At 32.1% G+C, this 12,284-nt stretch carries 11 protein-coding genes; 7 read left to right on the top strand and 4 right to left on the bottom strand.

The window, feature by feature from the left end:
- Positions 1-244: 244 nt before the first annotated feature.
- Both ACREV6_RS12715 and ACREV6_RS12710 read right to left on the bottom strand, forming a co-directional pair.
- Positions 245-1,993, bottom strand: a complete 1,749-nt coding sequence (locus ACREV6_RS12715; protein ID WP_431578403.1) for a M56 family metallopeptidase — start codon at positions 1,991-1,993, stop codon at positions 245-247.
- Between the two features lie 5 nt (positions 1,994-1,998).
- Positions 1,999-2,382 carry a BlaI/MecI/CopY family transcriptional regulator gene (locus ACREV6_RS12710; protein WP_431578402.1) on the bottom strand — a complete coding sequence of 128 codons (384 nt, stop codon included), beginning with the start codon at positions 2,380-2,382 and terminating at the stop codon, positions 1,999-2,001.
- A 241-nt stretch (positions 2,383-2,623) separates the two neighbouring features.
- Between ACREV6_RS12710 and ACREV6_RS12705 the strand changes: the two genes are divergently transcribed.
- From ACREV6_RS12705 to lpdA, 7 genes are all read left to right on the top strand, one after another.
- Positions 2,624-2,995 (top strand): GntR family transcriptional regulator, encoded by a 372-nt coding sequence (locus ACREV6_RS12705; protein WP_431578401.1) that lies wholly within the window; start codon positions 2,624-2,626, stop codon positions 2,993-2,995.
- Positions 2,996-3,028: 33 nt separating this feature from the next.
- Positions 3,029-3,919, top strand: coding sequence for an ABC transporter ATP-binding protein (locus ACREV6_RS12700; protein WP_431578400.1), 891 nt, complete (start codon positions 3,029-3,031; stop codon positions 3,917-3,919).
- Positions 3,912-4,973, top strand: a complete 1,062-nt coding sequence (locus ACREV6_RS12695; RefSeq protein WP_431578399.1) for an ABC transporter permease subunit — start codon at positions 3,912-3,914, stop codon at positions 4,971-4,973. The genes ACREV6_RS12700 and ACREV6_RS12695 overlap by 8 nt, the downstream gene beginning before the upstream one ends.
- Before the next feature lie 189 nt (positions 4,974-5,162).
- Positions 5,163-6,248, top strand: a complete 1,086-nt coding sequence (gene pdhA / locus ACREV6_RS12690) for a pyruvate dehydrogenase (acetyl-transferring) E1 component subunit alpha (protein WP_431578398.1) — start codon at positions 5,163-5,165, stop codon at positions 6,246-6,248.
- Between the two features lies 1 nt (position 6,249).
- Complete coding sequence (locus ACREV6_RS12685; RefSeq protein WP_431578397.1) at positions 6,250-7,227, top strand: alpha-ketoacid dehydrogenase subunit beta; 978 nt, start codon at positions 6,250-6,252, stop codon at positions 7,225-7,227.
- Between the two features lie 15 nt (positions 7,228-7,242).
- Positions 7,243-8,556: a dihydrolipoamide acetyltransferase family protein gene (locus ACREV6_RS12680; protein ID WP_431578396.1), complete on the top strand. Its 1,314-nt coding sequence runs from the start codon at positions 7,243-7,245 to the stop codon at positions 8,554-8,556.
- Between the two features lie 78 nt (positions 8,557-8,634).
- Complete coding sequence (gene lpdA, locus ACREV6_RS12675) at positions 8,635-10,020, top strand: dihydrolipoyl dehydrogenase (RefSeq protein WP_431578395.1); 1,386 nt, start codon at positions 8,635-8,637, stop codon at positions 10,018-10,020.
- Positions 10,021-10,095: 75 nt separating this feature from the next.
- On the opposite strand, the gene lplA is transcribed toward lpdA, so the two are convergent.
- A complete protein-coding gene (gene lplA, locus ACREV6_RS12670; RefSeq protein WP_431578394.1) occupies positions 10,096-11,085 on the bottom strand; it encodes a lipoate--protein ligase in 990 nt (329 codons plus the stop codon).
- Positions 11,086-11,284: 199 nt separating this feature from the next.
- Positions 11,285-12,277 (bottom strand): D-2-hydroxyacid dehydrogenase, encoded by a 993-nt coding sequence (locus ACREV6_RS12665; RefSeq protein ID WP_431578393.1) that lies wholly within the window; start codon positions 12,275-12,277, stop codon positions 11,285-11,287.
- Positions 12,278-12,284: the final 7 nt, after the last annotated feature.

Below are 12,284 nucleotides of genomic sequence, written 5' to 3'. Positions count from 1 at the left end.
AACCCTTTAAATAGTCTTCTACAGCTGCAATTTTTTGAGCTAGAGTGAAAGGTGATCTGGACATAAAAATCCCTCCAAAGTATTTTGGTTATTTACCATGTCTACTTTAAAGGGATCATATCATTTTAGACTTCCCTTTTCAAATTTTTATAAATACATTATCCATAATGTCTCAATAAACACAATGAGTAGTTTCATAAGACGCTAGAATATATGAGGTTTGATAGTTCGTACACTAGTTTACCTATTGAATGTTTTTCAGTGCTGTAACCAGTGCATTTACACAATCTTCAATATCGCTGTCACTAGACATATTATTTCCAATATTAATAAGTGCTGCATTATTAGATAAATCTTGATTGAAATATAATATTCCCTTGTTGTAATAGTAAACATCTGATTTAATTAGATTAGATGTTTTAAACTCTGCTAATAAAAGATCGGCAAACTTTTTATTTGATTTGTAACCTGGGTTATCTTTAGTAAGTATAAGTTGCATTTTTTTTGTTTCTGATTTTGAGTTTTCAATTACATCACGATGTATATCTAAAAGAATTGTATTGCTATGATCTTTTACATTTTTTATTATCAAATCACGTGAAGTTTGATATGCTTTTTCATACCCTATAGGAGCAGTACACTTAATGAAACTGCTTTTCAGCCCTTCTTTAAGTAATTTATCATTTATTAAAGTAGCAATATCCGTAACTTTTATTCCTGAGGAGTAACCCTCATCAGGATGGCTATTATAAATTACTATGTCAGGTGAAAATTCTACTATCGGATTCGAGCTATCACTTGGTGATTCTTTTACAGTAGTAACTTGTGTTTTATTTGATGTATTGTTAACTAGACTTTTAGGCGTTGTCACTGGTGTTGCTACTTTTAACGTTGTAGCACTAGCAATACCTTTATCTGACCTTACGTTTGATGTGTTTAGTACAATGCCGAGGCTTCCTACAACAACTACTACCAAAACTCCTAATAATATACCTTTAATATTTACCTTCTTATGCTTTGAAATCATAATAACCCTCCTTTTTATTTCCGAACTATTCATGACCATTGAAGTAGTCCCCACAAGTCTATTGCCGCTACCAGCCAGCTCCAATACTCTTATTATTGCATTTCCATATTGCAGGTTTTCCCCTTCACCTAAATGTGAAATCACTTGACTATCACAGGAAAATTCACAGTCTTGTCTCATTTTATAAAACCCATAAAGCAATATAGGATTAAACCAGTAGATCACAGACAATAAAGTTATAACCAAATTTATAAATATATCCTTATTTTTTAAATGGGTTAATTCGTGCATTATAATATACTTGAATTCTTCATCACAAATATGGCTTGCTACCCTAACTGGAATTAATATTTTTGGTTTAATCAACCCACATAGTGAAGGACTACTTATTTTATGCGAATATGATAGCTCTACCTCAGCTCTTATATTCATAGCTTTCCTGCATTTATATAAGATATCTTTATGTGTGCTGTTTATATTTTTTATAGAAGTTTTAACAATGCCTCTAAGTTTTTTATGTCCTGTAACAAATACCCCCATTACTAATACAACCCCAACCACCCATATAAAACAAAACACTTTTTCAATATTAACTTTGTTTTTAAAATTCATATTCCTGGCGTTACTAATTACACTTTTACTTGAAAATTGAGATGCACTTATTGATGTTAACCCTCCTAAGGTTGTATCTTCAAGTTGTTTTGATGGATTAATTTGTATTTTTTGAATATTTTCATCTGTAGCTGTTCTCACATAAAAATTTTCATATACATTAGCAATATTTAAAGGGGTTTGTGGCCCGAAAGGGATTATTAACTTTATGAGCAATATTAACCATATATAATAGTGAAAGATAGAATTAAATTTATTTCTAAATATACCTTTAATAATTAATATCATTAGTACAATTACGCTACCTATTACAGATGAAAGTATAATCACCTCAAAAATATTTAATAACTCCATACACATCAACCTTTCGTTTTACTTTGCTGGTTTAGTATATTTTTTAATTCCTCTATATCCCTTTCAGATATCTCTTTTGACTCTGCAAATGTTAGCATCATAGATTTAATAGAACCGTTGAATACCCTGTCAACAAAAGACTTACTTTCTAATTTTATACATTCATCTTCTGATACCAAAGGAAAATATAAATACTCATTACCTAATTTACTAAACCCAATTGCATTTTTATTTAATAACCTGTTTATTAGACTTTTAACTGTAGATGGTTTCCACTGGGCTTTATCTTTTAGCTGCTGAATAATATTAATTGATGTAATTTCGGAATGATTCCATATTATTTTCATAACTTCCCATTCAGCATTTGATATTTTTGGAATTTCATACATTATTACTTCACCTCCATTTCGATTACAATTGTAATTCCTAATTTTAGTTTACATGTGTAATTAGGAATAGTCAACATAAATTTGTAAAATTTATACAATATTTTTTTATAAAAATTGTAATATTTCACAAATGTTACTTGACAATGCAAATACAGTGTATTATATTTATAAGTGTACTATGTGAAGTAATACACCTAGCACACTCAAGTAACCAAAATATTATTTGAAAGAAGGTGAACCCTTGATAAATATCGACAGCAGAAGCAGTAAACCTATTTATGAACAGATTATTGAGAAAATAAAGGAAAATATTATAAAAGGAATATTAAAACCTGGAGATAAACTGCCTTCTGTACGTGAACTTGCTTCAATTATAACCATAAATCCTAATACTATAAGCAAAGCATATAATGAGCTAGAGCGAATGAAGGCAATTGAAGTTATAAGAGGAAAAGGAACCTTTGTAGCGGAAAATTTCCAGCCTGTAATGGATGCAGAAAAGATGAAAGAAATTAGAGAACATATGAAGAAAATAATTATAGAAGCACATTATATAGGAGTTGATAAAGATAAGCTAATTGATGTACTAAATGAAATTTATAGCGAGTTTTAAGTTATTGAAAAGTTATAAAATGGGGGGATTAATTTGATAGATATAAAAAATGTGAGCAAACGCATAGATGATAAATTTATTCTTAGCAATGTAAATTTACATGTAAATAAGGGGAGCATATTTGGAATTATCGGTGAAAACGGTGCGGGTAAAACTACACTTATAAAATGCCTAACAGGTATTTACAAGGTTAATGAAGGAAGTATATTAATAGATGGTGAAGAGATTTTTGATAATAATGCAGTAAAACAGAGGATAGGTTATGTATCAGATGAAAATCAATATTTTTCATCATTCAAAGTAAAAGAACTTTTAAAATTTTATAAGAAAACCTATAATGATTTTTCCGAGGATAGGTTTGATGAGCTTAATAAAAAATTTAAAATCCCATTAGGACAAAGAGTACGCGAACTTTCTAAAGGCATGAAGATGAGATTAGCTATTCTTTTAAACCTAAGCATAAAACCAGATATTCTAATACTTGATGAGCCTACATCTGGCCTTGACCCTGTGATTAAGAAAGAAATAATGTCCCTTATAGTAGATGAAGTGGCTTCAAGGGATGTAACTGTGTTTATTTCCTCACATCATTTGGACCATATCGAGAGAATATGTGATACTGTAGCAATAATTAAAAATGGTGAAATAAAACACATGAGTTCTGTTGAGGATGCTAAAAACAGCATAAAAAAACTTCAAGTAGTATTTAAGTCCACTGTGGATTTAAATAAAAATCTCTCTTCTCTTGATGGCGTAATTAAAGTTGAAACTATTGGCAGAGTAAACTATATAATCACTAAAAATTACACCAAAGATTTTGAAAAAAGGCTTTATGACATGGGTGCTGACTTTATAGAGATTATAGATATGAGTCTTGAGGATATGTTTATATATTTCGTAGAAGAGGAGGATAAAAATGAATAAAATTATAAATAAGGCCCTTTTCTATAAGGAATGGATAAATGTAAAGTGGGTAACCCTTCTAACTATTTTTATACTTTTGTTTTATAAGGTTCATGGTGTTATATCCGCATTAAATCAAAATAAAATGTATTTGAAACTAAATGGTACAGTATGGACTGATAGATGGTTTAATAACGGACTTCATGACCGTCATACATATATCTTTGTAATGATATTTGTTGTAATAATACTCGCTATGATTTTATTTATAGGTGAAAAAGCCAGTGAAAGTCAAGGATTCTTAGCTTCTATGCCATTTACAAGAAAAGAGATAATACTCAACAAATGGCTTGTTGGTGTGATAAGCATCCTAATAAGTTTTGTAGTAACATATATATTTTTAAGTTTGTTTTATCTTGCAAATATTAAAGGCCTTGACACAACATTAAATCCATATTCTGATATAGTTATGTGGTTTTTTATGGACATATTTGTTTACATTTGCATTTTCACTTTTATGGTACTGGCACAGGCAGTTATGGGAAATACCATAATTTCAGCCGCAGTGGGTGCAATAATACTTATAGTCCCCTACTTTATAACAAGGATATTAATGTATTTATTAAGTAAATGCTATCGACTTAACCAATACCGCTATATGATTTTTGATGAAATTGGGCGTTGGGTAAATATTTATAGTTATAATATACCTCATGAGGCGTGGTTTAATAGGTTTGATACAGAAGTAAATAAGGGTAAAGATATGTATAGAACTTTTTATTATACAGATTATAAGTTAAAGTTATTAGTACTTTTTATATTAACTTGTTTATTTCTGTACTTATCCTATGTATCCTATAAAAAGAGAAACTTAGAATATAATTTAAGACTAATAGTCTTTAAAAATTTAGAACCTGTATTTATCTGTGGTGTTTCTGTATGTTCAGGGCTTTTAGCTGGTTATACTTTTGGAAGCGAAAGACTAATCTCATTTGCGTTTTGGGCTGCTACTTTCACTATTATAGTCTGTTTTATATCAAAGGTATTACTTAAAAGATTCTCATCAACAAAGTAATTACAAACAATATTAAAGCAGCAAAGGTATTATTCATTTGAATAGTACCTTTATGTTCTTTTTGGAAAAGAAATCTCCATTCATAACGCAAATATACTATCAATAATAATTATTACCTAATAGTCTTGCAATTTAGAGTTATAAATGATATGGTATATATAATATATAAATCACTTAAGGAGGTTCATTATGCTTACTGAAAAATATAATTCATTAAATAAAGAAATGTTTTCCGTACTAGATAGACACGGAGTAGTTATAAATGAAGATTTGCTTCCTAAATTAGAAAAAGAAAAATTAATCACATTATATAAGACAATGCTTCATAGTCGTATTGCAGACGGAAAGGCTTTGCAATACCAAAGACAAGGTAGAATGTTAACCTTTGCTCCAAACCATGGTGAAGAGGCAGCGCAGGTTGGTTCTATTGCAGCTACGGAGGAAAGAGATTGGTTAGTTCCCGCTTTTAGAGAAATGGGAGCTTGGCTCTATAAAGGTGTATCTTTAGAACAAATTTATTTATACTGGTACGGAAATGAAGCTGGAAGTAAATTTCCACCTAATGTAAAAATGTTACCAATTTCTGTTCCCATCGCCTCTCAGTTAAATCATGCTACTGGACTCGCCATGGCTTCTAAAATCAAAGGAGAAGATCATGTAACAATTGCCTACGTTGGTGATGGAGGAACTTCTCAAGGAGAATTCCATGAAGCATTAAATTTTGCTTCCGTATTTTCATCGCCGGTGGTATTTGTAATATTAAATAACCAATTTGCTATTTCAGTAAGTAGGGCTTCTCAAACTAGATCTGAAACCTTAGCACAAAAGGGTATTGCTTATGGAATGCCAAACATTTTAGTGGATGGAAATGATGTTCTAGCAATGTATGCAGCTACAAAAGAAGCTGTAGATAGAGCAAGAAATGGCGGTGGTCCAACCTTAATTGAAGCTTATACCTATAGAATTGGAGCTCATACAACTTCTGATGACCCTACTTTATATAGGAAAGATGAAGAAGTAGAAGAGTGGAAGAAAAAAGATCCTATTATAAGAATGAAAAAATACTTAATAGATAAAAAAATGTGGTCTGAAGATGAAGATTTAAAAGAAACTGAAAGCTATGAAGCCTTCGTAAATGAAACCTTTAAAAAAGTAGAAGCTTCTGGCATCGTCCCTTTAGAAGATATTTTTAAATATCAGTATGAAAAAATGACTCCAAATTTAGTGGAGCAATATGAAGAATACAATAAGTTTTTAAAGGAAGGAGGAGAATAGTATGCCTATTTTAAATATAATTGGTGCAGTAAATTACGCATTAGATCAAGAAATGGCAAGAGATAAAACTGTTGTAACCTATGGAGAAGACGTAGGTGTTGAAGGTGGCGTTTTTAGAGCAACTGTTGGACTTCAGAAAAAATATGGAGTAGATAGATGTTTTGATACTCCATTATCTGAGGCTGCAATAGTTGGTAGTGCTGTAGGTATGGCTATAAATGGATTAAAACCTGTGGTAGAAATGCAGTTTGATGGTTTTGTGCTTCCAGCTTTAAACCAAATTATTGGTCACGTAGCTAGAATGAGGAACAGGTCAAGAGGAACTTATACCCTTCCAATGGTGATTCGTATGCCTTACGGAGGTGGAATTCGTGCCTTAGAACATCACTCTGAAAGTATAGAATCAATTTTCGCTCATATTCCAGGACTTCAAGTAGTTATTCCATCAACTCCATACGATACAAAAGGGTTATTACTAGCTGCTATTCGAAGCCCTGACCCTGTTATATTTTTAGAACCAAAAAGAATTTATAGAGCCTTCAAGCAAGAAGTCCCAGAGGAAGATTATATCATTCCTATTGGCAAAGCAAAGGTTGTAAAAGAAGGGGATCATATTACCGTAGTAGCTTGGGGCGCAATGGTTCGTGAAGTTCAAAAAGCAATTGAAGAAGTTGAAAAAGAAGGTATTTCCGTGGAGCTTATTGATTTAAGAACCATTGCACCCTTTGATAAGGAAACAATACTTAAATCAGTAAAGAAGACTGGACGGTTTTTAGTTGTTCATGAGGCATTTAAATCTTTTGGACCTGGTGCTGAACTAATTGCTACTGTAAATGAAGGTGCGTTTTTACATTTAGAAGCACCACCAACTAGACTTGCAGGCTTTGATACTACAGTTCCACTTCCAAAGGGAGAAGATCATTTCATTATTCGCCCAGATCGCATTGCTCATAAAATAAGAGAGGTTGTTAATTTTTAACTGGAGGTGTATTATATGTTTAAATTTAAATTCCCAGATATCGGGGAAGGAATTACAGAAGGAAAGATTTTAAAATGGTTTGTAAATTCTGGAGATCCTATTAAGGAAGGTGATTCTTTATTCCTTGTAGAAACAGATAAAGTAAATGCAGAAATACCCTCTCCAGTGGGTGGCATTGTTACTAGTAAAAAAGCTGAAGAAGGTGAAATCATTTATGTTGGAAATGTAGTTGTGGAAATTCAAACTTCAGAGGATGATGTAAAAAACACTGATTCTCCTAATGAAACTGTAATTGAAGGGTCAAAAGCTATAGATGAAGGTGAAACTGCTGGAGTTGTAGGCGAATTAGAAGTTTCCTCACAAATAATTGCTGTTAGCCATGAAGAAAAATCAGTAAAAGAAGAAGAGTCCTCTACTAAAATTCTTTCAACACCCGTTGCAAGAAAACTGGCTAAAGATTTAGGCATTGATATCCACAAGATTAAAGGCACAGGACCAATTGGACGGGTTATGAAGGAAGATATTTATCTTGCTAGTAAAGAGAGAAAAACTGAAATCTCTACTCCTTTTGCTGAAGTTCCAGTCTCCCCCACTGCCCAAGCTATAACAATTCCAGAACTTAAATTTGCAGGCGAAGTGGAAAGAGTTCCACTCACTATGCTTAGAAAAACCATTGCAAAAAACATGGTACTTTCAAAATCTGTTATTCCTCATGCTTCTGCAACGGATGAAATAGACGTATCGAAACTTGTAGCCTTTAGGGCACAAGCAAAACCCATGGCAATAACACAAGGCGTTCACTTAACCTATATGCCTTTTATTATAAAAGCAGTAACCCTTGCACTTAAAGACTATCCTATGTTTAATGCAAGTTATGATGATAAAACAGAAGAGCTTGTATTAAAAAAATACTATAACATTGGTGTAGCTGTGGACACACCTGATGGCTTAATTGTTCCTGTAATAAAAGATTCTGATAAAAAAGGTGTTTTGCCAGTGGCAAGAGAGCTTTCTCTCCTTGCAGAAAAAGCAAAAAATAAGGCCCTTACTTTAGATACCTTGCAAAATGGAACCTTCACTATTACAAACTACGGCGCCATAGGAGCAACTTCAGGAATTCCAGTAATTAAACATCCAGAAGTGGCTATACTTGGAGTTGGTAAAATAATAAAAAAACCAGTGGTTGTTGATAATGAAATCGTGATCCGAGATATGCTCACCATTACAATATGCGTTGATCATAGAGTAATTGATGGTGGAGATGCTGGGAGATTCCTAAGTAGATTAAGAACTTACTTAGATGATCCAATGCTTTTAGTGTTAAGCTAACCAGGAAAAGGATACACTGCCTCTAGCATTGTATCCTTTTTTATAAAATAAATTTTTATAAGGAAAGGTGGAATTAAATTGAAAACCTACGACATTATTATTTTAGGTGGAGGTCCTGGTGGATACGTTGCTGCAATTAAAGCTGCTCAACTAGGTGCAAAAACTGCTTTAGTAGAAAAGGCAGAGCTTGGTGGCGTATGTCTAAACTGGGGATGTATCCCTACCAAAACTCTTTTAAAAAGTGCACATGTATATCAAGATATACTTCACGCAGAAAAATTTGGTGTTCATATAGAGGATAAAAACACTGTGTCCATAGATTGGGCTGCAATGCAAAACAGAAAAAATGCTGTAGTAAAGCAACTTACAGGTGGTGTAAAAACTTTATTAAAACAAAATGGTGTAGATGTATATTTGGGAAATGGTGACGTAATAGATAAAAACACAATACAAGTAAATGGAGAAACCTTAGGTACAAAAAATTTAATTATTGCAACGGGTTCTTCCTCCATGATTCCAAATATCCCTGGATTAAAAGAGTCTATGGACGGTGGTTACACTGTAACTTCCAAAGGACTTCTATCTATAAAAGAAGTGCCTGATGAACTTATCGTAATTGGTGGAGGAGTTATAGGCATTGAGTTTGCAGTTCTATTTAATGCACTTGGAAGTCATGTAACCATCCTTCAAAGATCAGGAACCATTTTAAGAAGCATCGATACAGAAATACGAACTACCATGGAAAAGATTCTAATTAAAAAAGGAATTGATATCATTTACGGAGTAAATTTTGAAAAATTTGATAAAAATCAACTTACCGTAAAAATAAAAGAAGAAGTAAAAACCCTTAGAGCAGATACTATTCTTCTTAGCATGGGTAGAAAAGCTAATATTCAAGGTCTAGAAAAATTAAATCTTACTTTAGATAAAAATTCTATAAAAACCAATGACAAGCTTGAAACCAATGTACAAGGTGTCTATGCCATCGGCGATGTAAACGGGAAATTTATGCTTGCCCATGTGGCCTCAGCAGAAGGTGTTGTAGCTGTAGAAAATATTTTAGGTCAAAATTCTAAACTTGATTATAATAAAATTCCTTCCTGCATTTACAGTTTTCCTGAAATAGGTGTTGCTGGACTTACAGCAGAGGAAGCAATTGCAAAGGGTCACGAAGTAATAGTCAGTAAATTCCCTTTAATAGCAAATGGAAAAGCACTTGCTGAAGGTGAAACAGATGGCTTTATTAAAATCGTAGCTGATAAAAAGTATGGAGAAGTTCTTGGGGTTCATATTTTAGCCTCCCATGCTACAGATATGATTGCAGAAGCGGTAACCACCATGCAACTAGAAGGTACTGTGCATGATGTAGCAAAAGCAATACATCCACACCCTACTTTATCAGAGGCTATAATGGAAGCCGCTCATGGTGCAATAGACAGACCAATTCACATTTTTAAGGCTTAATTTTATATAAAAAACATCCATGGATTTGATTTACACAAATCTATGGATGTATCTTTAAAAAGCTCTTATCTTTTATTAGTAAAACGTACAGTCTATAAAATCTTCAATTGTTATTCCCTGAATATACTCTTGCAATTCTAAACCTTGAATTACCTGGCGTAGACTTTCTTCTTTAAAATCAACTCCTATGAAACCCTCTTGTAGCTTTGATAAATCTTTATTGGCGAAAAAATCTCCATATATACCCAAGGCTTTTATCCTGCCATCTTTTACATTTAATTTAATATTTAACTGACCAAATGGGTATCTTTTGCTCTTCTCCATATTAAATTCCGGTGACTCTCCATAGGTCCAGTCCCAAGTTGCGTATTTTTCATCTGCTATGGACTGAATTTTATCTATATCATCTTGCTTTAATACATATTCTTTATAAACAGCATCCTTATATTCAAAAATAGAGTGAAGAAGGATTTCTTTAAATTCCTCCACAGAAACTTTTTGCGTCAAATAAGGATACACATTAGTTACTCTACTTCTCACAGATTTAATACCCTTTGATTGTATTTTCTCAGCTTTTACTTGCAGTGCATTTTGAACCACAGAAAGATCAGAATTAAATAAAATTGTTCCATGATGTAAAAGTCTGTCTTTAAAATAATATTGAGAGTTTCCAGAAAACTTTTTCCCCTCTATAGTAATATCATTTCTTCCAGTAAATTCTGCCTTTATACCTATTTTCTCTAAACTAGCCACTATGGAATCTGTAAATTTCTTAAAATTGTTTATATTAGACTTGTCTGCTTTTACAATAAAAGTGAAATTCAAATTGCCTAAATCATGGTATACAGCTCCTCCACCTGAAAGACGCCTAACTACTTTTATATTATTTTCTTCCACATAGGCTTTATTAATTTCTTCTATGGTATTTTGGTTTCTTCCAATTATAATGGCAGGTTCATTTTGCCAAAGGATGAAATATTCTTCTCCCTTAAAAGTTTTTAAAAAGTATTCCTCTAAAGCTAAATTAAAATGTGGATTATTAGAATCATTTTTTATATATATCATTTTATTATCTCCTTCATAGATTGAACATTCTTATTTTTTATTATTATACCACGTCCAGCGCTAGACTGCTCTCTCCAATATTTTTTTAATTTTCTAACTAAGAACTTCTAATTTATACCTACCTCAGAATTGTATGTAAAAAACCCAGTATAATATAAAATTATACTGGGTTTTTAAACAAACTGAGCTGTAAATAAAATTAGTTTACAATATAATTACTAGTACCATTTTTAAGAATATCGTAAGCTCCATCTAATCCACCTTCAACTAAGTTTTTAACTGCTGTTTCTGTATAAAATGCTATATGTGGTGTTAGTAATACATCATCACGGTGAGTAAGTTCTTTTAACATCTCATCCTCAACTTCCTTACCTGAAAAATCTTTTGTAAAATAATTAAATTCATTTTCATAGGTATCTAAAGCTGCAGCCGCAATTTTACCACTGTTTAAGGCATCTATTAACGCTTTTGTATCAACTATTGTTCCCCTAGCAGTATTAACGAAAAACACACCATCTTTCATTTTATCAAAAATTTCTTTATTAAATAAATGAAAATTATCTTTTGTAGCTGGTATATGCAATGAAATTAAATCTGCTTGTGCAATAGCCTCTTCAAGAGTATCTACATATTCCATACACCCTTTAGCTGCTTCACAAGGGTATAAATCATATCCTATAACTTTTGCACCAAAACCTTTAAATATTTGCGCTGTTATGCATCCAATTTTACCTGTTCCAATAATTGCAATAGTCATGGATCTTATTTCTTTAGATATAATCTCTTTTCTCCAACGATAATCTTGTTCTTTCATGGCTACTTTAATATGATTCACATGGCGGACAATATTAAGTGATGCAGTTACAGCATATTCAGCAATTGCATTAGGCGAATATACAGGCACGTTTGTAATAAATAATCCATGTTTTGTTGCTTCCTCCATATCGAACATATCAACCCCTGCTGTTCGCGATGCAATTTGTTTTATTCCTTTATCTTTTAACCCTTTATAAATTCCATCTTCCATCTTCTTTGTTTGGCAGAGACATACTCCATCAAAGCCTTTTACTAAATGAATGTTTTCTAATGATAAAGGTTCTGAAATATTTTTAACTTCCACTTCACGCTTTTTACCCCAAATACTAGCAGCATTCACTTCATCTTCTCTTGCACTAAACATAATTAATTTCATTTTTATT

The sequence above is a fragment of the Clostridium sp. genome (assembly GCF_050717515.1).
Taxonomy (GTDB): domain Bacteria; phylum Bacillota; class Clostridia; order Clostridiales; family Clostridiaceae; genus Clostridium_AD.
This window is presented reverse-complemented; position numbering and strand designations above follow the sequence as displayed.

Excerpts from the sequence above, each read along its gene's own strand:
- ACREV6_RS12695 (WP_431578399.1), top strand. The coding sequence starts at position 3,912 with ATGAATAAAATTATAAATAAGGCCCTTTTCTATAAGGAATGGATAAAT.
- lplA (WP_431578394.1), bottom strand. The coding sequence starts at position 11,085 with ATGATATATATAAAAAATGATTCTAATAATCCACATTTTAATTTAGCT.
- pdhA (WP_431578398.1), top strand. The coding sequence starts at position 5,163 with ATGCTTACTGAAAAATATAATTCATTAAATAAAGAAATGTTTTCCGTA.
- ACREV6_RS12715 (WP_431578403.1), bottom strand. The coding sequence starts at position 1,993 with ATGGAGTTATTAAATATTTTTGAGGTGATTATACTTTCATCTGTAATA.
- ACREV6_RS12680 (WP_431578396.1), top strand. The coding sequence starts at position 7,243 with ATGTTTAAATTTAAATTCCCAGATATCGGGGAAGGAATTACAGAAGGA.
- ACREV6_RS12685 (WP_431578397.1), top strand. The coding sequence starts at position 6,250 with ATGCCTATTTTAAATATAATTGGTGCAGTAAATTACGCATTAGATCAA.
- ACREV6_RS12710 (WP_431578402.1), bottom strand. The coding sequence starts at position 2,382 with ATGTATGAAATTCCAAAAATATCAAATGCTGAATGGGAAGTTATGAAA.
- ACREV6_RS12665 (WP_431578393.1), bottom strand. The coding sequence starts at position 12,277 with ATGAAATTAATTATGTTTAGTGCAAGAGAAGATGAAGTGAATGCTGCT.